This is a genomic window from Gammaproteobacteria bacterium (genome assembly GCA_029881255.1).
Classification (GTDB): Bacteria; Pseudomonadota; Gammaproteobacteria; order S012-40; family S012-40; genus JAOUMY01.
The window spans coordinates 55,701-81,365 of record JAOUMY010000010.1 but is presented as its reverse complement, the minus strand read 5'-3'; the positions used below and the strand labels follow the sequence as shown (position 1 = coordinate 81,365).

The 25,665-nt window shown below is 47.9% G+C and carries 18 protein-coding genes; 5 read left to right on the top strand and 13 right to left on the bottom strand.

The window, feature by feature from the left end; all coding sequences use genetic code 11:
* Nucleotides 1-45: 45 nt before the first annotated feature.
* Together OEZ43_16640 and OEZ43_16635 are read right to left on the bottom strand one after the other, a co-directional pair.
* The gene (locus OEZ43_16640; protein MDH5547217.1) at nt 46-2,130 is read right to left on the bottom strand and encodes a hypothetical protein; all 2,085 of its coding nucleotides are present in this window, start codon (nt 2,128-2,130) and stop codon (nt 46-48) included.
* Between the two features lie 57 nt (nt 2,131-2,187).
* Nucleotides 2,188-3,531 carry a methyl-accepting chemotaxis protein gene (locus OEZ43_16635; protein MDH5547216.1) on the bottom strand — a complete coding sequence of 448 codons (1,344 nt, stop codon included), beginning with the start codon at nt 3,529-3,531 and terminating at the stop codon, nt 2,188-2,190.
* Nucleotides 3,532-3,678: 147 nt separating this feature from the next.
* Between OEZ43_16635 and OEZ43_16630 the strand changes: the two genes are divergently transcribed.
* A complete protein-coding gene (locus OEZ43_16630; GenBank protein MDH5547215.1) occupies nt 3,679-4,314 on the top strand; it encodes a DUF6436 domain-containing protein in 636 nt (211 codons plus the stop codon).
* 9 nt (nt 4,315-4,323) lie between these two features.
* Here the strand turns inward: OEZ43_16630 and OEZ43_16625 are convergent, their stop codons facing one another.
* A complete protein-coding gene (locus tag OEZ43_16625; GenBank protein MDH5547214.1) occupies nt 4,324-6,408 on the bottom strand; it encodes a beta-propeller domain-containing protein in 2,085 nt (694 codons plus the stop codon).
* Nucleotides 6,409-6,581: 173 nt separating this feature from the next.
* Here OEZ43_16625 and OEZ43_16620 point away from each other — a divergent pair, with 173 nt between their 5' ends.
* Nucleotides 6,582-7,340, top strand: a complete 759-nt coding sequence (locus tag OEZ43_16620; protein ID MDH5547213.1) for a hypothetical protein — start codon at nt 6,582-6,584, stop codon at nt 7,338-7,340.
* Between the two features lie 36 nt (nt 7,341-7,376).
* Here OEZ43_16620 and OEZ43_16615 read toward each other — a convergent pair whose 3' ends face one another.
* Together OEZ43_16615 and OEZ43_16610 are read right to left on the bottom strand one after the other, a co-directional pair.
* Complete coding sequence (locus OEZ43_16615) at nt 7,377-7,634, bottom strand: hypothetical protein (GenBank protein ID MDH5547212.1); 258 nt, start codon at nt 7,632-7,634, stop codon at nt 7,377-7,379.
* Nucleotides 7,635-8,471, bottom strand: a complete 837-nt coding sequence (locus OEZ43_16610) for a DUF6502 family protein (GenBank protein ID MDH5547211.1) — start codon at nt 8,469-8,471, stop codon at nt 7,635-7,637. It lies immediately after the preceding gene.
* A gap of 207 nt (nt 8,472-8,678) precedes the next feature.
* Between OEZ43_16610 and OEZ43_16605 the strand changes: the two genes are divergently transcribed.
* Nucleotides 8,679-9,074: a VanZ family protein gene (locus tag OEZ43_16605; GenBank protein ID MDH5547210.1), complete on the top strand. Its 396-nt coding sequence runs from the start codon at nt 8,679-8,681 to the stop codon at nt 9,072-9,074.
* Between the two features lie 95 nt (nt 9,075-9,169).
* Nucleotides 9,170-10,984, top strand: a complete 1,815-nt coding sequence (locus OEZ43_16600; protein ID MDH5547209.1) for a PKD domain-containing protein — start codon at nt 9,170-9,172, stop codon at nt 10,982-10,984.
* 481 nt (nt 10,985-11,465) lie between these two features.
* Here OEZ43_16600 and OEZ43_16595 read toward each other — a convergent pair whose 3' ends face one another.
* Both OEZ43_16595 and ispG read right to left on the bottom strand, forming a co-directional pair.
* Entirely contained in the window at nt 11,466-12,305 is an 840-nt protein-coding gene (locus tag OEZ43_16595; protein ID MDH5547208.1) for a hypothetical protein, read from the bottom strand.
* 173 nt (nt 12,306-12,478) lie between these two features.
* The gene (gene ispG / locus OEZ43_16590; protein ID MDH5547207.1) at nt 12,479-13,705 is read right to left on the bottom strand and encodes a flavodoxin-dependent (E)-4-hydroxy-3-methylbut-2-enyl-diphosphate synthase; all 1,227 of its coding nucleotides are present in this window, start codon (nt 13,703-13,705) and stop codon (nt 12,479-12,481) included.
* Between the two features lie 93 nt (nt 13,706-13,798).
* On the opposite strand from ispG, the gene OEZ43_16585 reads away from it, so the two are divergent.
* On the top strand, nt 13,799-15,367 hold the full coding sequence (locus OEZ43_16585; GenBank protein ID MDH5547206.1) for an AMP-binding protein: 1,569 nt from the start codon (nt 13,799-13,801) through the stop codon (nt 15,365-15,367).
* Between the two features lie 2 nt (nt 15,368-15,369).
* Here OEZ43_16585 and OEZ43_16580 read toward each other — a convergent pair whose 3' ends face one another.
* From OEZ43_16580 to OEZ43_16555, 6 genes are all read right to left on the bottom strand, one after another.
* Entirely contained in the window at nt 15,370-16,515 is a 1,146-nt protein-coding gene (locus OEZ43_16580; protein ID MDH5547205.1) for a porin, read from the bottom strand.
* 203 nt (nt 16,516-16,718) lie between these two features.
* On the bottom strand, nt 16,719-17,486 hold the full coding sequence (locus OEZ43_16575) for a hypothetical protein (GenBank protein ID MDH5547204.1): 768 nt from the start codon (nt 17,484-17,486) through the stop codon (nt 16,719-16,721).
* Between the two features lie 63 nt (nt 17,487-17,549).
* On the bottom strand, nt 17,550-21,098 hold the full coding sequence (locus tag OEZ43_16570; GenBank protein MDH5547203.1) for a cytochrome C: 3,549 nt from the start codon (nt 21,096-21,098) through the stop codon (nt 17,550-17,552).
* A 215-nt stretch (nt 21,099-21,313) separates the two neighbouring features.
* Nucleotides 21,314-21,763 (bottom strand): hypothetical protein, encoded by a 450-nt coding sequence (locus tag OEZ43_16565; GenBank protein ID MDH5547202.1) that lies wholly within the window; start codon nt 21,761-21,763, stop codon nt 21,314-21,316.
* Between the two features lie 42 nt (nt 21,764-21,805).
* Nucleotides 21,806-24,022 (bottom strand): hypothetical protein, encoded by a 2,217-nt coding sequence (locus OEZ43_16560; protein MDH5547201.1) that lies wholly within the window; start codon nt 24,020-24,022, stop codon nt 21,806-21,808.
* Nucleotides 24,023-24,081: 59 nt separating this feature from the next.
* Entirely contained in the window at nt 24,082-25,656 is a 1,575-nt protein-coding gene (locus OEZ43_16555) for a cytochrome C (protein ID MDH5547200.1), read from the bottom strand.
* Nucleotides 25,657-25,665: the final 9 nt, after the last annotated feature.

Below are 25,665 nucleotides of genomic sequence, written 5' to 3'. Positions count from 1 at the left end.
GGCCCCTAGATTGGGGCCGCTATAGACTTCCAAATCAAACTGAATTTATGGGATGGCAATATCTGCTGTGGCCGTGCCGCCTGCCGTGACAACTACATTGTCAGCACTGGCAACAACTCCCGCTTTTGTAGCCGTAATTGACGAGTAGGTGGTAGCGGGGACGCTAATCGTGTAACTTCCATCAGACAGTGAATTCAATGTCAAAAAGACATTCGTTCCGTCTTGTGAGATTGAAATAGATGCATTCACTGCGGGAGATCCAGCCTTTGTCACAGTGCCGGTGAGAATACCTCCAGTCGGCAACGATATCGTCCCAAGATCCGTATCAGTTCCATCGGTAGCGACAATGATTGCTGTGCCAGCAGCCCTGTTGTATCCGCTACCGTTGAACACCATACTGCCATAATCACGTCCATCGTCGATACGAATGAGCATAGTCAAATCAACTCCAGCGGTGTCAGAAAAAACCGTAAAACTTCCATCTGAGTTGGACAATTCGTTGCCGATAAAACCTGTGCCATTCGCTCTGAGGAGAAATATCTTTGCCTGAGAAACAGGAGTTCCCGAGGAATCTTTGATTACTCCGGAAACTGATCCAGTACTGGCAGCAAAATCTACCGTCTTAACAGGTGTTGTACTGTTTACAGTAACTCCCGAAGCGTTCTGTCCTCTGCTCTGAACACCATAACTTCCAGCTTTCACCCAAAGCCGATAATTTCCGTCTTTATTGGTGCGAATTCGATCAGCCGGCCCTTGTATTTGAAAACGTACTCGCTGCCCGGCGACTGGCGTTGTGTTATTGTCAAATACTGTCCCCTTAATAAGAAAACCTCGCTCCAGCGAAAAATCAACTGTCTCGGTAGCGCCAGTGGCAAGCGCAATTTTTGCCGCTGCAAAGCGATTGATGCCGCCAGCCGAGTTATTTGTACCGTCAAAAAACGCCGAAGCATAATGAAACCTGGTATTATTGCGGGCCAGTAACATATAGTCGCCCGGAATGACATTGAGCGCATATTTTCCGTTTGCGTTTGTTTGCGCCCCCCCAAAACTAAAATAGGTTTGAAAGTTTCGCACGAAAACTTTTACATTTGGCAAGACTCCATCATAACTACCACCGGTACCAGTAACTGTTCCACTTATACGGCCGCCCGCTTCCAACTGGAAATTTTTCGTCAATGAACTGGCCGTTGCAACAGTAATTTTCTCACCGTCGATTTGTGAATATGCAGTGCCAGATGTCGCCCACCACTCAGTTGCGCCACTGTTAGTCGTGGTGTCATTTATAACACCCAATATATAATCACCAGGAATAACGTTGAGACAATATTTGCCATCTGCATCTGTGCGAATTCTATTTCGCGTAACCCAATTTCCGAAATCCCGCGCCACAACCAATACGCCTTGCGCAGGCGTATTGTCAGAATCAGCAACGGTTCCACAAATACCTTCTGCTGCATTCAGGTTGGAGAACAGATAACTAAGTTCCTCATCTGCCGACATGCGATTTTCAACTCTAGTTCTTAGGCCGCTTACACTACCTGCGGCCGCGATCTCCTCCTCGTCAATAAAATCGAGTAAGCGGGTAATTTCACCAAAAAGTGTTTTGGCTTCATTCAAGTCAACCACAGACAAATCGCCTTTGGCGCTAGTCAGTTCTTTGATCTTAAGGTGGGTTACATAGGAAACAGGATCTACGTCTACTGTTGTATCTAAGACACGTGCATCCATAGTTTCAGTGGTTCCGATGGCTCTGACCACATAATCGATACCAGGAGCAAAATCATCGGCGATGTTCAAAGAATAGGTGCCGTCGAGGGCGGTTTTGCCTTCGGCGATGGCATCACCAACTGTCGCACCAGTAGCGTCTACTTTGTACAGTTTAACAGGTACGCCCCCGACCGGATCCATGCCGCTGATGGCTGCGGTCGCGGTCTTGCCAAACAGGCTAGCAAAAAAGGTTTCAAATCCGCCAGGTTTGTTAAATGCGAGGGAACCACCAGGCGCTAATACCACACCCGACAACTTCGCTGATGATTGATTTTGATCCGGAGGTGGTTCAGATTCGCCACTATGGAGACAAGCAGACAGCACCAAACCCGCACTGAGGGTCGTGACCAACAACTTACGCATAAACACCACCTTTCCTGGCAAAAATCAGTTCAACATATATAGTCGACAGGCTAGGGGCTAACTTAACTGATTTCCAGAATTTTCTTGCTGATCATCTTCCAAGGTGGAGAGGCTTCCCATAATCGTCGCCAATTCAGCGACCAAGTCATTCATTTTCTCAGCGGTCGCAGACAATTCTTCCGAGGCCTGCGCATTGCCTTGCGCAATGCTATCGAGTTCGCGTATTGCTTTGTTAACTTGGGCGGCGCCACTGGTTTGCTCATCCGAAGCCGCGGCAATTTCCGCAACCAGGTCTGCGGTTTTCTGTATCGATGGCACCATACGGGAAATAGACTCTCCGGCAGTATTGGCAATCTTGACACTACTATTGGCCAGCGCACTGATTTCCTGCGCAGAACCTTGGCTACGCTCGGCTAACTTTCGAACTTCATCTGCAACAACAGCAAAACCTTTGCCGTGCTCTCCTGCACGGGCAGCTTCAATGGCAGCATTCAATGCTAGCAAATTGGTCTTATAGGCAATATCTTCGATCAGGCCGATTTTCTCAGCGATCTTATTCATAGCCTCGACTGTCTTGCTCACCGATTCGCCGCTGTCTTTTGCTCTTTCTGCCGCTTCTTTCGACATATCACTGGTAGCTTTTGCATTTTGTGAATTCTGAATGATGGAAGCTGACATCTGTTCAATTGAGGCGCTGCTCTCTTCTAAATTTGCTGCCTGTTTGGAAGAAGAGCCAGACAAACCAGCCGCCGATAAGGTGATCTCACTCGATGCTTGCGTCAGTTGGCGACTAATTTCTCCTGCATCAGCAAGAATATTGTTCTGTTGTTCTGTCATATGCCCCATACGTTCGAGCATTTGTTCAGCACTTAGGGCCTCTTTTTCACTCTTATGCGCCATCGTCACCAGGATGGCTGTCTCGAAAACCACAAACAGGGCATGTATAACAACAATCCAGAACTGGCCATTGGTTTCGGGCAGAAGGTAAACAGGCGCGCTAGCGTCTTGTAGAAAGAAAAACGAGACATGATGTACAGCGATCGTTGCTGCCGCTGCTACTATGGGCTTCCAGTCTCTGTAATAGAGTAAAAAGGCCAGCAATACAAACACACCAAAATGCATTTCAATCATTCCGTGCGATTGATGAATGTGCAAGGCCGTTAAAATCATGAAAGCCGCACCTTGTGTGACGCGTGTGATTACCTGCCCATTCATGAACACGGATAGCGCAGTTGTGATAGCGGCTGCCGGCAGGCCTATAATAAACGCTTCAGCCCATGTGTCGTACCAACCAGCCAACACCAGCGAGACGCAGAAGAGAAACCATGTCAGACCTGACATTATGTAGTCGCCACTCTTGCGCAAACTCGACAACTGCTTAAATTCTATGTTTTTCATCATACACCGTAGTTTGTGTTCATATGTTTAAGTCTCCTAACTTATCGACACAAGCAATAGTGATATTGAAAATCTATGGACTAAATGACTGAAGCCCGCGCGCCGATATCCTTTTGATGCAAACGCATTTTCTTCCGCAGGCGAAAAATCGTGGCTATTAAGATACAAAATATTACATATTCCGAACACCCAGTCGGCATGAAACACCTGGCTGCGTATATCTTGATTGTTGTGTGGTTGATATCGACCGTATTCGCCTTTTGGTGGTTTATGTATCGCGATATTCGGGCGTTTGATGAAAACCCTTCACAGGAACGAGACGTGCGCTTTAACGCTGAACACCTTCAGGATCTGCTAAAACAGGAAATTTCGACCACTCAAACTAACGAGTTCATCCTGATAAATTTTATAGCTCCAGGCTGCAGCTGCAACCGCTTCAATATTTCCCATGTGAACGCCTTAGAGGAAAGATTTAGAGGGCAGGTTCGAGTAGAGCACTTAACTCCTCAAGGTTCTGAGAAGGCATTCAAACTTAAAAAATTGAATAAAGCGGCAACTGTCACACGTGCACGCCTCATTTCTGAACAAGAAATTCCCGGCTCACCAGCCGCGGCCATTCTAAACAAACAAGGAGAATTACTTTACTTTGGTCCGTATAGCGACGGAGCAATGTGTGGCCAGGGAAACAATATAGTCGAACGCGCTCTAACAAAACTTAGCAACGGTGAGTCATTGGAAAGCGGTCTCAACACCCGCGCATTTGGTTGCTATTGCGACTGGCGCTAGTATCTGCCCCTATTGTGCCACCACTGGATCAGAACTACCCCAGGGAGCAGAAAACACCTCACCATCTACAACATAGTGTACATTGTCGCCGACTATCGCTGCCCTCGCATCAGATATATTGCTGGCATCCCAGGATTGCCCGTCACTTGCGATACTATTTTTAATAAAGCCTTTTTCAATGAGAACGGGAGCATCAGTCGTATCGACTTCAAAGCTCGCCAGTGCCGAGAACTGCCAATCATAGTAGTGCCATGCGGCGTTTGCATCTTCGGTCACACCATCGTGCACGGTTACCGGAAACGCAAAGCGATAACCACTACCATCCGTTTTCGGCAAAAAAGTGAACGCCTTGTAGACATAACTCAATGGCGTGGAACTGGGATTCTTGCCGATCTTGATTTCACCCAATAGGGCCGGATTTGTTTTATCCGATATATCGAACAGTCCGACTTTGATACCTTGAAGATATGTTCTGCCCTCGTAGGTTTGCGCATCATGCCCAATACCCAGAAGCAGGGAATCTCCCAACGGATGTAAATACTCCGAAAACCCCGGCACTTCCAGTTCACCGGAAATAAACGGGCTAGTCTGATCGTTCAAATCGATCACATACAAAGGGTCAGTGCGTTGAAAGGTAACGACATACGCATAGTTACCAAAAAAACGCGCGCCATAAATATCCTCTCCTGGTTTACCTATGGCTGCGACTTGGGTCTCGTTAGGCAAAGTAGAAACAATTTCCAGATCCTGCTGCTCGGTGTTTTCCTTCAATACATAGAGTTTATGCTCAGGTTCAAACCTCACCTGATCGTGTGTCGTGGTAATCATGCGGAGGAAATCATTGTGCTCATTTATACGAAATGCGGAACTACGCCAGGATAGATTTCCGTCGACGCGACCAGATGCCCGATACGCCAATCCGTCTTCGGTGAAATTGATCTTGTGTATGACAGTAGATCCACTTTGATTGTAGTAATCCGCAATCGTAAAGTAGAGCGCCTGTTGGGATGCATAGAGCTCATAACTTGATTCCAGCGTACATAGTCCCGTGCTGGTTTCGGGGGCATCATAGGGAATTGCCAGTATCGTCATTAGACTCAATTGATAGGCACTATTGCCGCTCGTCTCCTGGGGAATCAGACAATCGTTGCCATCGACGAGAGACGTCACTTCGCCATTAAGTGCAATCAGCGGTAAAACGTCCGATACCTTAACATTGTCTATCGCTCGCTGTGTTCGCTGTTTTCCTCGATCGGATGTGTCCCACGGTTCGAAACCCTCAAGATAAATGCTTCGCTGACTGACCAAATAAATGCGTCCGTTCAAGCTTCTACTGGCCAAATAGCTGCCTTCTACTAACAGCTTCCATTGTAATACCGGCGCAGACTTGTCACTCACATCATAGGCAAACGCCACGGTGTCTTCACCGTAATAATGATTCGGACTCGGATTAACCGCGCGTGCAATCACGAGTAGTTGCGTTGCGGCTTTTGTCTCATCAGTTTGTGTGATAAATAAGCCGGCAATCTGCGTCGTGCCTTCGGGCAAGGTAATATTAGCCAATTCCTCCGCGCTCGCGCCGTTTAAGGCCATGACACGCAAATCAGGTACTTGCTGTTGATATGAGTCTACGTAAACTGAGCGCGCCTTGCTCGGTTCGACTGTGTCGATTCCAACGTCGTAGTCGTATCGGTATGTCATATTCTTGGCAACAAAGAGATGACTACCGTCGGTTTTTATCAGATCGGCTTCATCCACACCCTGCTCAATCAGGTTTGTTCCGCTATGTGCCCCACTCGACATAGCTGTATCTGAGACAGGCGCGCTGGCGCTGCCCTCCATTACCACTGTTCCGCTACCCCCAAAACCAAACAGAAAATCTAGGAAACCACCGCTACTGGAATCCTGTGATCGACGCGCCTCAGTCACCTGCAGATTCAACACGTCACGAAGGTGTAGTTCAAAGGTTTGTGTAGTACTACTAATCAGTTGCGGTTTCGTTCTAATGCCAATACTTGGGCCAGCATCTTCATTATGCATACACGCGGCGAGTACCACTAAGATAAGACTTATTACTGATAGCGTACGAAACATAGACGCGCCTCCTGTCAAGGCATAAAAGGGAAATATATGCAAAACAATATATGGGAAATTTTCCCATGTCAAGAGCGTTGACACAATCCTATTCTTAGCTGCCCCTGCATCAACCGTTTACAGCTTACAGGCGCTACTGGTAACCTGCCATCAGATTCAGTCAGTTTAAAAATATGAGAACCGGTCTTATTGTCATCGCCCTCGGCATTGCTCTGCTTAAGTTTTCCACGCCCACGTTTGCAGGAAATTGGAGCGTCGGTAGCGGCTTGTTTTATAGCAGCGGCAATTACGGCTATGACACGCGAACCGATGTGTTTTATTTGCCGGTGAACCTTTCGTGGCAGAACTATCCACTAAAATTTTCGGTTGCCAGTGGCGCAGCATCCATTAGCGGCCCCGGAAATGTCTATAGTGACTCAACAACGACTGTCACAAGCACTGTTCCTGATTTCGGTCGCGCCGACACCTATGTTGCTATCAGTCGCTATTGGAATATCGGTGTCATCGACATATTTGATTTCATGGAGTGGGAAGCAAAAATAAAGCTTCCAACGGCCAATGCACAAAAGCGACTAGGCACGGGTATGCCTGACGCACAATTACAAACTCGGTTGCTGAAAAAACTTGGGCCTGGATATGGAATAACAAAGCTGGCATATCGCTGGCGAGGCGACCCGGTGCCAATTGATCTACTCAACACCGTGAATATTCGATTGGCATGGTCACAAAAAGTATCGCGGCAACACACTTTCGGACTCGAGCTTCAATTTCAAACAAGATCTACTACTGTAGCGGCCCCTAGAGGCGAAATCTCCGCTTCGGCTGGCTATCGATTCACTAAAGCGTGGCAACTAAGCACGCTATTTTCTAAAGGCCTATTGGCTGGTAGCGCAAATTACGCCGGTGGATTTGAACTAAAACATTTTTTTTGAATCTTTGTCTCCCGCAATGTAAAGAATTACCCTCGTCTATTGTGTAGGCTGCGTAGGTGTTGCACTCTCGACGTCTGTCGCGCCAGATTCGTTCATCTGCATCATAGACGACCCGTCAAATATATTGATATCCACTGGGGGCTCGATGCGCTCGGGCATTTCAAGCTGATCAAGAATCCCATTATCAATTTCTGTGTGCCCGGTGCCACCGATACCACTTTCATCAGGTTCGACTGCCTCAGCCAAACCACAAAACAACATCAGGCAACACAAAATCGATAAGATCCTGCTCATTTACTCGTCCTCACTATTCTCTTTCGCAGTAGATCGATGGTAGAAAAATGCGCCGAAGGTAAAGCGAAAAGAAGAGCCTGGTTTTCCACTGTCTTTTTTCTGCAACTCACCCGCCTTACGATTAATCTGACGTATGAGCTTCATTGCCTCCTGGTCTGCATATTTTTGCAGTTTATCTACCGATTCAGGCGCGAGATTATTGTAATAGACGCAACGATCAAAATGCGGAGACGTCTCCCCAATGAGATTTTCCACACCTGCGGCGAGATGGTCATGGGCGCTTTTTTCGAAGAAAAACAGTTTTTCTTCGAAGCCTTCCGGCGGACCGATGGCTTCTTCGTGCAATAACACCCTTTCTTTCTCGTCCAATGAAACCACACCCAAACGTAGCCATTCGTCCAAAAGCGATCTTGCCCGCAAATCCTGACGACTGACATGCTCAACCAGACTTTCAAAGCTTGGCTCGCCATCTATACTAAGTCGCCAAAGCGGTCTGGGATTACCTTTGCGATCACAGTATTCGGGATCACTCAGCCAGGTGGAAAGCACTTGCGCGCTCAGTGATATGGATTTGCGTTGATCGGAATGCAGGGTTTCCGGTTGTTCACGAAAGCGACGTACATCCTTGCGATGCACACCGGTAATCAGACTGATGCGGCTATCGGTCAAACGTTCACTTGTCAGCGGGATATCATTGTGCGCGACATCGACATAAAGGCGCTTGATCAGATCAGAAAAAAACGGGAAGGTGACCTGATGCTGGATAAGCAGCCTGATCAAAGGACGCAGTACCTGTCTGAGCACTCCAATGACAGGCGACTGACGAGTCTCATTCATTACCACTCCGAGAAGCGAGGGAAATATTCCCGCAATCTAACCCAATCTCCCTGCCGTGTCTACCTTCAATCAAGAAACCTGGGCAATCCGTTACAGAATATTATCGAATCGATCCACTTTTGTTTGTTTTCGCCTTTCTCATTGTCAATTTTTCTTGTCTGAGATACCGTAACCCTCCGCTAACGATTGCGCAAATGAGAACGTGTTTTGGACGAAACTATTCCACAATTAAAACTCCTTCTATTTTGGCGTCTCATCGGCTGGGGCATGGTAATTACCGTCATAGCCATCAGTCTGGATCCCTCTCCTCCCGATTTATCCAACATACAATTCGGCGACAAGCTGGTACATTTTTCTGCCTATTTCGGAATGATGTATTGGCTCGCACAGTGTTACCTCAAACGGCACCGACGCTGGCTGTTCTTGATGATAGTCGCGCTCGGTATCGCCATAGAATTTGTCCAGGGATTAAGCGGATATCGCACCTTCGAAGTGGCCGATATGATAGCCAACACCAGCGGCGCAGTAGTGGGCTGGTTTCTCGCTGGAACAGTACTCGGCAAAAGCCTGATTTATCTCGAAAAATACTTTAGTAAAACATAGGGAAATTAACACTGGAAATCCCGCTTCGCACCCTGCTATAGTAGTCGTTAAAAATAAAATAAAACTAAGAAATTCATAAGTTTCGTGGGGAAAAAATGGGGAGCGGAAGTCGATATCTTCTTTGCTGTCTATTGTCGTTGATATTAACGACAAGCGCCTGCTTGCATTCTCAACTACCAGGGAATGGCGGAGACATCAAGAATGCCAATGCGACGCCCGTGGCCGATGCCGGCCCTGATCGTCAGGCTGTGCTCGGATCTCCCATAATTCTCAATGGCGAGGGCTCCTCTGACCTGGAAGGTTCCAGACTAAGCTATCACTGGGAAATCGTAACCACGCCAGACAGCATGCCTTATCAACTGGAAAACCCCACCGACGCGCAATTAAATTTCACCCCAACCAGTCGTGGCCCATACGTCATTCAATTACATGTTTCTGATGGGGAACTAACAAGCGAAGCAGACTATGTCGTCATTACAGGCATCAATACTGTTCCCGTCGCCAAACCGTCATACCGCAAAAATACTGGGGGCCAAATAAATTCTGTAGTTCTCGATGGTTCTTTTTCCTCCGACCGAGACGGACATAGCTTGTCTTATCATTGGGTGTTGGCAGATACACCGGCGGGGGCTAGCGCCGTCATTGTTTCTCCGCATCAGGCCATCACCGAGCTCGTATACGACAAACCAGGAATCTATTATGTTCACCTAACGGTCGATGACGGCTTCCAGGAGAGCAAATCTCCCATGCTAAAAATCAGTACACCAGGAGCGAATACCGATCCAGGAACTTTACCTGGCGCGGTAACAGATCCACCCCACGCACGGGCGGGTAACGACATCATCCTTTTTTCAACAAACAAAGAATACACTCTGGACGCAAATGACTCACATGACCCCAACGGCCTTCCCATGTCGTACTCCTGGATCATGTTAAGCCGACCTGCAGGAAGTGGCGCAAATCTCATATACGCAAACTCAGCCACACCTCGTTTTACTGCCGATGTCAGAGGTAGTTATGTGTTTCAATTGACAGCAACGAATTCCGCTGGTCTCAGCTCGAGAGACACTGTCACAGTTACTGATAAACGCCTGGGTTTGCATTGTGCAGATTGCCATGATGGCGAAATTGCCACCGGCCCGCTCAATCACCCAGACATCGTTAGAGAACTCGCATGGGATTGTGGCAGATGCCATAAAATATCCTCGTGGAAGACCGGCGCACTGATTCCCGGGAATAGTTTGTTCGACAAAGTTACACAAGGAAGCCTAGGCCCGGTACCGCAACCTTCAAGCATGCATAGCGATGTAAACTCTCGCTGCGTAGAATGTCATTTAACCAAGTATGAGAAACTGGGCAACAAACACCCTTCTACCTCGACGCGTTGCAATGCCTGTCACTCAATTACTAGCTGGCAGACTCGACAGAAGATGGAGCACTCCAAGGCACTAGGTAGTTGCCTAAATTGCCACAATACCGGCATGCCCCCCACACACCCACAAACTTTCGCAGACTGCGGACTGTGTCATGACATTACCGCCTGGGGAACCATTTTCAATAACGCGCATATATCTGCACCTAAACCTTGCTCATCCTGCCATGATGTAAAACTAAACGCCTTCCATGATTTCCACGACGTGTTCGGAGACCGTTGTGAAAACTGCCACACCACCACGACCTGGATACCGAACACCCAGAATAATCATCTCGATTTCTTCAACGAATGTTACTACTGCCATAACGGCAACATCACAAAAGGGAAGGGACCGACACATAAACCAGTGTCTAATCGCTGCGAATACTGCCACAACATCATCTCATTCAAGCCGGTGTATTTCTTCGATCACAATGAGACTGAAGCACGTTGCGTGGAATGTCATCCAGATCCCACACTGCCGACTCCGCCATAGCGCCAAAGAGGCCTCCAAGGCTGGAATTGTTAGAACCGGTTTCAATGACCAAACTCTTTAGTATCAACCCACCCTCCTACTTGCATTTAATTTTCTGCAGACTTTATCAGCGCAGCACTTAAGTCCCGGCCTGTTGTCGTCGCTACAAACTTGACGACGCTTGGATAGATATCAGACATCTCGACAAAGTAATGTCGGCGATCAGTACTTGGCTTTGATTGAAAATGCGAAACCTACATCATCCAATTAGCGCCTGGGGATATTGTTTTGATGGGGCCAAATTGTGCCCGATGAACTTACTAAAGTAACAACGGAGCAAGCCCGATCTATTAGACACAATCTGATACTGGTAGTGGAGACAGACGGAACACAAGCGGCTCCCAACAGGTATTTACAATACTGCAGAGCATGGAAACTGCGGCAAAATTAAAATAAGAGTGGACTACGAAAATAAGGCGCACCAAGGTGCGCCTATCTTTTTTTATGCTGCTTTAATTTTGAGTGGCAAGTTTAAAATTCGCCGCATTAAATCGGCCTGATTGCGGGTTTGCGTCTTGCGAAATACAGAACGCAGTTGAACACGTAAAGTATTCTTGCTCACAAAAAACTTTTCCGCCGCCTGCTCTATCGAGTCACCATCCAAGAGCGCGTTCACCAATCTCGTTTCTGCGCGACTCAAACCGAATAGCGCAACTAAAGAACTAGACATCCCTGTTTCTTCGACATTGGCCTTGGAAATACATACCGCAATCATTGTCTGATCAGTGCCGCGGAATGCTTCCAGTTGCGACATAGGAGAAACGAAAACACTTAATTGGTCATCACCTTCACCGAGATGAAAAGCGCTAACCTTGCTTTCACTGGAATATGTCGGACTGGCATTACGGATTGCCTGACTTAACATCGCAGGAAGCGTACTCAAATCCTGTTTGTCATCAAGCGTAATACCGAGGGCAGCATCCGCACAAAGTCGTTCTGCTATCCGATTGTATACCCGCGGTATACCGTCGTCTGAAAACAGAATGACACCACAACTCAGATTGTCCAGGAGTTGCATGGACATTTGCTGCAGATGATCGGCCTGTCGAAAACGCTGGCCTATATTGACGGCCTGTTCGATGTGCGGCAACAAGGCCGAGAGCATCGCATTAGGCATCAGGGATTCGGCAATTCCTCCATCGAAGAGCGCCTGGGTGGAAACGCCACACAGATCCGCCACCCTTTCGAGAAAGGCTTCGCGGTTATCCATGCGCATCGACATATCGTAAACATTGGCGACCAGGGTCTGAAAAGTCGCCATATCAAAAGACTGTGTTTGCATAAACTCACCATTGTTTGACTTAATCCAAATGGCGGCAATCACTTGCACGTTTATTCTGGTGTGTATCGCATATTCACTTGTAACTTACTGTTTTGTTTAAGACTCCTACACAAAACAGGCATTCCTAAGGGAATTATTGCAAGGGAGATACCACACAGCCTTTCGGCAGGTATTTAGGCGCGATAGGTACGTTCGATATAGGCGTCAATAATGTGCTGAAAATCCTGCGCGATGGAGTCGCCTTTCAGGGTGACGGTTTTAACACCATCTTCGTAAACTGGTGCGACTGGTTTCTCGCCGGTGCCAGGAAGACTAATGCCGATATTGGCATGCTTGCTTTCGCCGGGACCGTTAACCACACAGCCCATTACCGCGACATTCATGTTCTCTACACCAGGATGGTTTTTGCGCCACTCTGGCATCTGGTGTCGGATGTAGGACTGAATGTCCTTGGCTAGCTGCTGGAAAAACGTGGAGGTCGTGCGACCACATCCAGGACAAGCGACGACCATAGGCGTAAAGGAACGTAGCCCCATACACTGCAATATCTCCTGCGCTACGATGACTTCATTGCTACGATCACCGCCCGGTTCCGGGGTCAGTGAAATTCGAATCGTGTCGCCTATTCCTTCCTGCAATAATACGGACAGAGCGGCGGTTGAAGCCACAATGCCTTTGGAGCCCATGCCGGCTTCGGTCAAGCCCAAATGCAAGGGATAGTCACAACGGCCAGCCAGGTCACGGTATACGCTGATCAAGTCTTGCACATGGCTCATTTTGCAGGAGATGATGATCTTGTCGTGGCCCAGGCCCAGCTCTTCTGCACGAGCCGCTGAATCCAGTGCGGAACGGATGAGTGCATCGTGCATCACTTCTTCCGGCTCCCTGGGCTCCGCCAGTTTGCCGTTTTCGTCCATTAAGCGCGCCAACAGATCTTGATCCAGGCTGCCCCAGTTCACCCCGATGCGTACAGGCTTATCGTAGCGACAGGCGAACTCAATCATGCGTGCGAACTGAACATCTCGCTTTGAACCCTTGCCGACATTACCGGGATTGATGCGATACTTTGCCAGCGCCTCTGCGCAGGCCGGATTACCTTCCAACAATTTGTGGCCATTGAAGTGAAAATCGCCGACCAGCGGCACGTTCACTCCCATGGCATCCAGGCGCTCGCGTATCTCAGGGACGGCGGCGGCCGCCTCTTCAGAGTTGACGGTAATACGTACCAGTTCCGAACCGGCTTTGGCCAATTGTGCCACCTGCACCGCAGTCCCAACCGCGTCTGCCGTATCAGTATTGGTCATAGACTGCACAATGACGGGGGAATCACCACCTACCACGACCTGACCGATCTTGACCGGAACACACTTACGACGCTGCACTGGGACCGAAACACTCATTCAATTTATCCTTGGCATGAATTTGCTGGCAATGATACCGTATCCGCCCACATAAGAAAAAAAATCGCGTAACCCAAAAAGGAGACACGGTTCATGATTCTACATCATCAGTTTATAAAAACGGCGAAAAATCAGGGAAGTAAGCTGGCTTTTATCGACAAGACCACCGGGCGTGATTTGACCTATAGTCAGGCTTTGATCGCCTCGCTTATTCTTTCCCGCTTTGTCCGCAACTTCGATGAAAAATATATCGGAATTATGTTGCCTACCTCAGCAGGTTGCTATCTTTCAGTTCTCGCGACGCAATATGCTGGCAAGATCCCAGTGATGATTAATTATTCCACCGGTGCGGAACAAAACGTCGAGTATGCGCGTGAAAAATGTGGGTTTAACACCGTAATCACATCGCGCACGGTATTGAGCAAAGTCGGATGCCCGGAGATGCCGGGAATGATTTTTGTTGAGGACTTGCTAAAACGCATCAGTACCACGGACAAAATAGGCGCAGCCCTACGCTCCAAGCTCCCGACCTCGGTGATTATCGCCAGCACAGCCAACCCTAGCCCGGATGATACCGCTGTAATTCTATTTACCAGCGGCAGTGAAAAAGCGCCGAAAGGCGTTGAGCTGTCGCATCGAAACATCACGGCCAATCTGGACGGCATCGTACACGTAACCAAGCTGACTTCAGACGACATCATGATGTCGATATTGCCGTTTTTTCACGTGTTCGGATTCACGACCAATCTGTGGCTGCCGGTGTATCTCGGTATGACCGCCGTCACCTATGCCAATCCACTAGATGCAAAAACGATTGCGGGAATTATCAAGGAACAAAAACCTACGATCATGATAGGTACGCCCTTCTTTTTGATGAGTTATGAACGCTTCGCCAAGCCCGGCGATTTTTCATCGTTACGTTTAGTGGTTGCCGGTGCAGATAAAATGCCCGAGTGGTTGTTTGACAGTTTTCAACGCAACCACAACATTCAGGTAATCGAAGGCTATGGCGCCACCGAAACCAGCCCGGTTATTAGCGTAAATCCACCTGGTGAAAGCAAACGCGGAAGTATCGGCAGACCGCTGTATAACGTGGAAGTAAAAATTACCGATCTCGACACGGGTGAAACACTGCCACCAGGAAAAGAAGGCAAGATTCTCGCGCGCGGCGACAATATCATGAAAGGATATTTTGGCGACGTGGAAGAGACCTCGCTAAAAATCGAGAACGGCTGGTATGAAACCGGCGATATGGGATTGCTCGATGATGAAGGTTATTTGTGGCACAAAGGCCGTCTGAAACGATTTGTAAAAATTGGCGGCGAAATGGTTTCACTCGTTCATGTCGAAAGCGTCATTGAGGAATTACTTCCGGAAGGCGTCGAGTGTTGTGTTGTAGAAATCCCGGATGCACGCAAAGGCGCCGTTATTGCTGTAGCGACAAATGCGGAAATTGATGTTACACCGATCAAGAAACAGGCATCTGAAAAACTCCCACCGATTGCACTTCCTAAACACTATGTCGTGCTGGAAGAAATGCCGAAAATGGGCAGCGGTAAAATAGATTTTCGTACAACGACGCAATTGGTAAAAGCGCAACTTACACCAACGGATTCAAAATCCAAGTCGAAGCCTGAGGCGGTTTCCAGCGAAGCGGAATAGCCTTAGAAGTAGTAGCCGAACTGAAGGGAGTAATCGGTTTTTTCATAGTAAACGAGCTCGTCTTGCAGACCACGAAAAATACCATTGTAGGAGGAAATGAAAGCGAACTCGGCACGTACAAAAAAGTTTTCTGCGAGCCGTGCGGTTGGGGTAAACGTAAGAGAGTATCCACGACTCATATCATACATACCCGCCTGACTATCTCTTATTATTTCCAATCGAAGTGGTAAATCAAATCGCATGATATGCGGGATTAAATAGACGGCGGCGGCAAGACTCACACGGTTGTTTATGTCTTGCGCCGAGCCTTGAACAATATGGACATCGATATTCGCCGCAATCGTTACCCGATCAAATCCCGATTCCACCATGGCGTCAAACAAATTATGCCCATAGTCTGAAAAGTAAAATGCCGCCGAATAGCGCATATCTGCCGATTTACCGAACAGACCGGCAACTACCGCCGGTGTTCGTGCGAAACTGTCGTCCTGATTGAATTCAAGATAGGCATTCAACTTTTCAAACTCATACGACAACCGAAAACCATTGTAGTACGTCGGCTGCTTCATCCACACCAGGCCAAAACCACTATTCCAGTTGGTGTAACTGGGACTGACTTCATAACCCAGATGTGTTGCCAAACGTCCCGCTTCCAACAACACATAAGGCGCAGGAGATATGGCCATCTGCGCGTAATAGATATTGACATCGTCCCGTTGAGATTGGATCAGTTCCGCTTCGAGTTGACGTCGCGTGACATTCAAGTCCTGACTGGAAGTGGAGCTCACAGGTGCTTGCTGTATGTACTGCGACCCTAACGCAAGATTGCCGTTTCCATCCAGGATTGTCAGCCTCGACAAATGCCCCATCCCCATCCTGAACTCAGTATTCATGACATGTAATGGCCCTGTGCGCAGCTCGAGCAAGGCATCATTTAACAAAATATTTTCCGCATTGCGATTGAATTCAAATTGCGAATACGAACTGAAAGTATTGAAATTTTTATCGTAGCTTGTGCCCGAAAAGTAATACCCAGCGGTCGCGCCGCCCTCTATGAACAGATCCAGATAACGCATCGAAACGGATTGGGCATAGGCGACCGGTGACAGAGATAAAACTGCTAGAATCCCAGAAAGAAAAGACTTCATGCACTCCCCGAAAAATCTTTGTTGTTATCCTGCCAACAAGGTCGAGCTAGTTCAGTGAATCTATAATCCACTGTAATGGAACATCGTAACAGCCTCGGGATTTGTTCCTGGAGATTCCTGGGCAGACACCAAAGTAAACGCCGCCAAAAGAAATATGAGCAAAATAAAGGTGTTGTAATTGAAATTCATGAATAAAGCCTTTTTTATTTTATTCCTACGCCGCCCTTCATTAGGAAATGCGTTACACAGCGATAAGACGCTACATTTTGCGCAAACTCTTCGCTCACGTCCACTACGAATTCACTTCCAGCTCCTTGCCGCCAGATAATATTACCGCTAGCATCTCGAAATGACAGAGGGTGACTCGTGGATTGCGTATTTATAATCCGATACTTACGCCCTTCCTCCATCGTAATCGCTAGCGTATCTGTGTTGATTTCAAATGCGTCCAGAACGTCTGATACTTCTGTCCAGACATAATCCGAATTTCCGTTGGAAGAAAGACTCACAGCAACATGGGCCGACAAATCCGTTTCTTTCATCCGAAAACTGGTGCCTATGGCGTTTCCCGAAGCGTCACGAGCTACTTTGTCTACTCCTTCATCAAAAACACCGTTTTCATTGGTATCCGAAAAAACACTCGCATGTAGCAAAAACAGGCCATCACCAGATGTTGACGCTTCAACTGGTTTCTCTAATTCGATGATCTCATCATCGTAAAGCCCAGCCAGGTAACGCTTGCTGAATAATACAGTCGACGGGAGATCCAACGCGTCACTTTCCTGAATTACCAGGAAGCTGTCACGATCAATATCCAGTTTTGACACTACCACGCGGCTGTACAAATCGATATCCTGTTCATCAACACTGATACTCGATTTATTTTCCGTGCCCAAACTATCTATGACAACGCCACAAGCATTCAGTAAAATCAACACAATAACTGCTTGAGGCCAAACTGATCTCATCATGCCATCCCTCTTAAAACTTAACTAAATTTTTCTCAGTAAAAAGACTACCGCACATAATAACGGTTACATATGACCACCACCAGCCGCAGTTGCCGATACTCCCGACACGCTCGCGCCAGCTGCCCCGGGAAGTGGACTAGTAGCACCTGTCCAGGTCGTTGTTGAATGGCAGTTCTGACAATTGTTTGTTACGCCAGCGGCGAGGTGGTCACCGGGTGCTGGGTGACAGCTTTCACATGATCCCAATACTTCATTGTGATCAACAGTAAAAGGAACCCAGGATTCGGTTCTATGACAAGCATCACATGCTGTCGTGGCGGTAATGTGAAAGGCCGGCAGAAAATGGCAATCGGCACACGATCCCAATACCTGGGCATGATCTACAGCCACTGTTGGCCGCCAGCGCGTGGTGTTATGGCAGGCATCACAAACATTGGTCGACGCAATATGTCCTGCGGGTAAATTATGGCAGGAGGAACACACGCCATTCACCTGAGCATGATCCACTAGTACGACTGGACTCCAACGTGTCGTGGAGTGACATTCAACGCACAGATTGGTGGTATTGATATGTTGCACAGGCATATTGTGGCAATCAACACATGCCCCCAAGACCTGCGTATGATCGACACGTATGGTTATCCAGGTACTGGTGATATGACAGGCAGAACACTGATCGGAAGATAGAATATGCGTCGCAGGATTTTTTCCAATGGCAATATCTCCATTGTGGCAAGTCTCGCACTCCCCCAGAACTTGTTTGTGATCGACACTCACTACTGGCTTCCATGCTGTTGTGAAATGACACGCTCCACACACATCTGTCGTTTGCATGTGTCCAGGATTCTTACCCGCGGCGCGCCCTCCCTGTCCGTGACAGCTCTGGCATTCACCAATAACTTCACTGTGATCCACTGTTGTTGCCGGCGTCCACGATGTGGTGTTATGACAGGCCTCGCAAAGATCAGTGGTCGCAATATGTAGTCTGCTTTTGCCAGGTACAGGATTGTTGTTGTGGCAGGAAAAACAACTTCCAATCACCTGACTATGATCCACTGTAATCACTGGCGTCCAAAGCGTAACTGAATGACAGGCTTCGCACGTATTCGACGTATTAAAGTGGAGAGTACCTTTGCCTCTTGCAATGCTGCCATTATGACAAACGTCACATGTTCCAAGAATGAATTCATGATCGACAAATTTTGCAGGCGACCACTCCGTAACGCTATGGCATCCGTCACAGTCATCAGTGCTTTTCACGTGGTACGCAGATTTTCCTCTAGTCACAACACCGTTGTGACAAGTAACACAATTGCCCAAAACCTCATTATGATCGACAAATTTTGCAGGCATCCACGCGGCGACCAGGTGACACGCTTCGCAAGCATTTGTTGAAGCGATATGCAGCGTGGATTTACCTTGAGCCAATACACCGTTGTGACATTCAAAGCAACTTGTGCTTTCAGCGATTTCAGAGTGGTCGACCTTGGTGACTGGCTGCCACAATGTAGTCGAGTGACATGCGGAACAATTTTCAGTCGTGGGCACATGTTGCGCCCCCTTTCCTCGCGCAATCGTGCCATTGTGACACGTGGCACATTCGCCAATCACCTCATGATGATCAACAGTAATGGCGGGAGTCCACTGCGTAGTATTGTGACACGCGTTACATTCACCTGTGGAAAGGATGTGCTGCAGATCTTTACCCTGTGACACTTTTCCATTGTGACAGCTTTCGCATTTTCCCTGCACCTCATTGTGATCAACGCGTACGGCAGGTTTCCATTGCGTCGTACTATGGCAAGCGCCACATTCATTACTGGTACTGATATGTCCGTTATTTTTTCCAGTGGATATTGCGCCGTTGTGACAATTGACACACCCACCTACAACTTCTGTATGATCCACCGTCAACGGGGCCCAGTTTCCAATTGCATGACACGCTTCACACACATCCGTTGACGATATGTGTGACTGTGACTTGCCGCGAGCAAGCAAGCCGTTATGACATGTCGCGCAATTACCACTTACGCCCTGGTGATCAAACGCATTCTGTAACCAGGGAGTGTTGGGGGTGTGACATATTCCGCAGTCCTGTTGCGTAATGATATGCGTAGGTCCTTTACCACGAGCGAGAACATTGTTGTGACACGTCTCGCAGGTATCACCAAGCGTCTGCGTGTGATCTACTAACAATACCGTCCACGACACACCTGTGGTATGGCAGGCATCGCATTTTTCTGTCGATGCGATGTGTCCCGTTTGTTTGCCCGTAGCCTGGAAGCCATTGTGACAACTCTGGCAATTACTGGTATCAAAATTTGAGTGATCGAACTGTGTAGGTAACCAGGCCGTGGTTGCATGGCATACATCACACGCCTCTTGTGTCGCTATGTGGTTCGGCCCCTTACCGGTTGCAATCACGTTATTATGGCAAGCACCGCACACTCCCAGGACTTCATTGTGATCCACTTTCGGAACAATGCTGAAAGTCACGATTTCGTGGCAGGCTTGACATTGATTCGTACTGTTGATGTGAGTGATATTCTTACCAACCGAGCGACTGTTGTTATGACAGTTGACGCAGCTCCCTACGATTTCTGCGTGGTCTGGTTTGGGATTACGCAACACCAAAAATGAACTACTGGTGGGGGTATGACACGACTCACAGCGTTCGCTCGACAATATGTGATCAATAGTTTTTCCGCGCGCGCTAACCCCGGTATGACACAAGGGACATCCTTCGGTTAACATCGCATGCAATTCTGTAAAGCCTGCCTGACTATGCCAACTACGGCCGATGTCTTTGTGGCAAGTATCACAGGAATCTGTGGTTGGGATATGCGTAGCCGGTTTTCCTGAGGCAACGGCACCGTTATGACAGCTCTCACAGCTTCCGATTACAAAGTTATGATTGACGCTATTGGACGGCACACTCCACAACTGCGTCGTGTGACAGGCCTGACATTCATCCTGCACCAGTATGTGGCCCATGCCTTTGCCGCGCGCATTTACGCTGTTGTGACATAACAGACACCCATCAACAATACCAACGTGATCGAACAGACTTGGGCTCCATGCAATGCCTGTGGTATGGCAGGTATCACAGGTTTCATTGGTGGGTATATGATTGACGGTTTTACCTTGGGCAAGATTGCCGTTGTGGCAGGCGCCACAAGGCCGCGTAATACGGGAGTGATCCATGCGCGCGGAGATATCAAACCCCGAGGGCACATGGCAGTCGCTACATTGCTCCAGCGTAGGGATGTGCTTGGCGTGTTTTCCGGGGGCGATGATATCGTTATGGCACGCATCGCATTTGACTGGCGTGCCGCGGAAAACTTCGTTTCTATGGCAAAATTCGCAGCGGATGCGTTCATGCTGGCCTTGTAGTGGAAAGCCAGTGGCATTGTGGTCAAAATCCGCAGGAACAACGATTTCGTCGGCCGATACAACGCCTGGAGCAAGCGACATAAGCAAGGCCAAAAAAACAGGCATTGCAACTGCCACTAACAGTTTTCGGAGAAAAATAAAGCCTAAAGGCGGGTAAAGCGCAAAGCCGAAATGCGGGCGCTTCACCAATTCGGTGAACAAAGTCGTCCCCTTCCCCATGTCTTCACTTCAGTCTTGTATACAGGCCTATGGTTTTCGAATCGTGGCATCACTTTCTGCTCCCACCAAAGCGCAGTTGATGACATGTCTTGCTGTTCACCCCACCCACCAAAGCGTTGAAAACCAATCAGGGAACAGCAACCGACAAGGATAGAGAGGTGAGGTTAATCACATATTAAAACCAAGTAGTACACTGAGAAATGAGACCGAAGGCGTTAGCTGTCGCTTCGTCGAAGATGAAGGATAATACTTGAGAAATCAGCATCTTCTGTAACAGTAAACGTCACAGGCTTGCTAAAACGCAGGGTAAGTAGAGGGCCGCCAGGCACAGCGCCTTCATAGGCGACATCAGTAATCGGTACCTGTGCCGCAAAGCCAGGCAGAATCGTTTCGCTGCCCAAGTATTCGTTCTTACCTGTATCGCTAAAACTGACCGGACGCACCTTGATCTGGACAATATGCCCGGAGTTTTTGGGCGTATGATCCTCATAACGAACAGGGATATTAAACTTGATTTGTAACTCCAGGCTGCCTCGGTGTTCGGCCACCAGCACATCAGCCAGGATATTGGACGGAGTCTGCATCATTTTTACACCGGACACGACAGTCAGAATGGCTATCGTACCCAGTATGATGTTCTTCCAATTAAGAAATCCGCTATTCATAACTGTAATTATCGACCTGTTTTAGCCAAATTATAGTCCTGCTTAGAACATGTAGCGAAAGCCGGCATTGCCAAAAAACCAAAACAAATCCTCGTTAGCACCGGTAGATCGGGTATAGTCCGCCCCCACCTCCAACTCAAAGGTCAGGCGGCGGTCATAGCGGTATTCTGTACGCGCCGTGGGCGAGACCTTAAGCGCCTGAGTACCATGTTCAATGTTGTCTGAATAGATCGCCCGTCCACGCAAATCCAACCACCACTTTTCTTTATAAGGTGTGCGCAATGCGACATTACCGGTATAACGCTTATTGCGTTCGTTAATGGAAAAACTCAATCCGGCAAGCACGACGTCCCGCTCGCGGTACATATTGCGCCGCACCAATTGGACAGAACCTATCATATCAACATCGCCCTTTAAAAACGGGGATTCAATGATCGCTTTAGGATCGGGTTCCTCAGGCATTTCCTCAGTAGCATCTATATCTTGCGCTTTACCAGCCTCATAACTTGATATAGTGAGATTTGCGATAAGGCTGATATCTTTGCGAAGTTCGTAGTTCATGCCTACCGTATATAACGACGATTCTCCGGTTTGATCAAGCGCCAGTTGTCGGATAGTCGCTTCGGAAACTTTGGCGTCTAGAAGATCTTTAATTGTTGACTCATTGGTCAGTCTGTTGAATACAGCCTCGTCGGATATATCTAGTTCTCCCATGGCTTTATTCTTATCTGAAGCACTGGTTAAAACCGAAAGCCGACGCAACGCATTGCTTGTCAACATCACAGGAGAACGACGCCGGTCTGCATGCACATCCAGTTTCAGGCGCTTGTTCACCTGCCAGCCATAGTGCCCAGTGAGAAAATTCCAGACTCCATATGAAGCATCGTAATCCACCAGCGAGTAAAAAACCTTGTTCTCGAAGAAATAGCGCAAATCTCCACCGACGGCCCGTCTTTCGAGAATACCATCAACTTGTTGCTGAATACCGTAGACCGACGCCTTCCAATACTTAGCGATCTCATTGACGTCTAGGCGTCCGCCGAACATGGGCTTATTGGTTTGCGGGGTGAGATTGTCTTCATAGTCGACCGGCAAACCGACAACACCATAAACGGATAGTTTATTCTTGAGTTGATACCCCAACATCGCGCCGTCGAAACGACCGAGTACACCACCACTGTTAACAGACTGACGCCCGAAACTGCCGTGTATATTATTTGTTCGCCCTTTGTATTCACCGAATAGGGAGCGTATACGTGCTTCGTATCGGGGCTTTTCTGTGTCCTGCAATGTTGTTGACGAGGAACGAGAACGGATTAGATCGTAATCCATGGTTCCGCTAAAACTAAGTCGCGCATCTTTGTCCTTGTCACGCCAACGCTGATTGAGATCGGTAAATGCCAGAATACGCCCTTGAGCGTAATCGGGTGTTGATTCACCCTCTTTTCGCAGCCCTGCGTTATACGATTGAATAGCCACGCGGCCAAATAAATCTGCAGGTCTAGCCGCAGCAACTGAAGTGGTTCCGGTTCGCTTACCGTCCTTCAGCCGGCGTTCCATCTGTACGATACGCGCCTCTAGCGTCATCAAGCGCTGCCTGACGGTGTTAGCCTTTGGACTCTTTTCGTAACTTTTGAGATAGGCTTCATATTCCTTTTTTGCGAGATCCAATTGCCCATTTCGCTCACGCGCCAATCCAAGATACTCACGGGCATCCTGCGTAAAACGACTTTCCGGCATGCCCAGTATGTCACTGAAGAAAAGAATGGCTTCACTGTTCTGTCCCATAGTTAAGGCTCTGCGCCCCTGATCCATTAGACTGGTTGCACGACTTTCTTCTTCACTAACATCCGTGCTTGGCTGCTGTGTTACAGCTGGCGTCTGTAACGCCTCGAGCTCTTTGCGATCAATTGTTACCGTCAATACCTTGGAGCCCTTGCTTTCGTCGAGTTTAAACGTCACCACAGAGGAAAACCGTAAAACCAGATACGGACCACCTCTAACGTTTCCTTCGTATATGATGTCACGTATCACCGATGGTGCATTTTCATCCGGCTCAATGGTTTCTCGACGCTTTAATTGTGTTTCAGTAAAAACCTTACCTGGCATGCTGATCTGAATTTGAATTATTTTCCCACGGCTGCGCGGAAAGTGTTTTTCATAGTTCACGATGTCGCCAAAATTCGCTTTGATATAGATGGAGTTTTCGTCACTTGAGTAATCCACCGATGTCAATATCGTACTTGCGTAAACTGGCACTGGACCCAGTCCAGCAAGCAATACACACATGACGATATAAATTTTCCGTATCGACAACATCAATTCATAATCACTTTCTTAAAGGATTCTGTTATGTGGCATCTGGCGCATTCACGACCAAAGGCTCCGTGGTGGTAGTCATCCTGCTCATGACAATCCACGCACTTATCACTCAGCTTGATTTCTTTCTTTACAGGTTTGGTATGACAGGCATGACAATCCAGCCCTTTGTGCCCGCCTGTCAATTTATAATCTGTTTGTTTGTCGTGATCAAAAAACCATTTCTTCCAGTCATTAGAGTTATGACACAGACTACAGTTCTCACCCAAACGCAACTTGTGTATTTTTTCATCATCCTTTTTGTGGCATGAAAAACATTGGGTATCGGTATCCTTAAACGCGGGCGTTAAATGACATTCCTCGCATGCAGTTACCGCATGACTGTCTAGCAGTGGGAAACGTGTCAGATCATGATCGAAAAACACTTCACTAGTCCAACCCTTTTCATTGTGACAATGCTTACAATCCTTTCCTTCCTGCCCTTCGTGCACATCATTCTTACGGTGACAGGCATAGCAATCTTTTTTCAAATCGGCATAAACGTCCGCACGATGACACGCGACGCAATCAACCTTACGATGTGCACCAATCAATTCAAACTTGGTGTCTTTATTGTGATTAAAGGTCGCTCTAGACCAGGAGCGAGAAATATGGCAATCATGGCACTTTTCGCCAAACAACCCCCGATGGGCATCCTCTTTCTTATGGCACTTAATACACTCCTTGCCAATTTTCTTGTAAACGTCGCCGCGATGACATGACTGGCAATCGACAGTAACATGCCGTCCTTCGAGTTCATACTTGGTATCTTTATTGTGATCAAATTTGATCTCGTTCCAGAAATAGGCATTATGGCAGGACTCACACTTCTTACCATTATTCCCTTCATGGACATCGCGTAGCTGGTGACATGTGTAACAACCCTTCGGTGTTTCTTCGTATCGCTGGTTGGGATGGCAGTCGATACAGGCAACATGTTTGTGATTTGCCTCCAGTTTGAATTTGGTTTTGTCGTGATCGTAATGCGCTTCACCCCAAACGGTTTCAATATGACAATTGCCGCATTTTTCGCCCAAGCGCTTTTCGTGGGCATCGTCAGTCTTATGACAATCTACACATCCCTGTCCTGCATCCCGGTATTTCGTTTTAGGATCATGGCAATTCACACAACCTAAACGGGTGTGAGAACCTTTTAACTTAAAGTCTGAACGATCATGATCGAAGGTATCGCGATCAAACGCTACGATGTCGGCATCCCTGCCACGATGTTCTTTATGACAATCACTACATTTTCGGGTATCGATATTGGGGACGCGACCATGAAAACCCTTTTTATCAACAACGTCTTTATTGACCTTCTTGTGGCAATCAAGACAGAGGTCGCTTTGCGCCCCTTTTTCGAAAGGTTTATGGCAGTTGTTGCAGTCTTTTTCGTACTTGACGTGCCCCGTACTCAGTTTACCCGGCATAACCATGCGTTCGAAGCGGTCCATTGGACCGGCCATTGCCTGACCATGCCATGTAAAGAGAGTAAACATTAACGCCAGAATCCCGTAATAACGCGCAAGCCCCAATAATGTCTC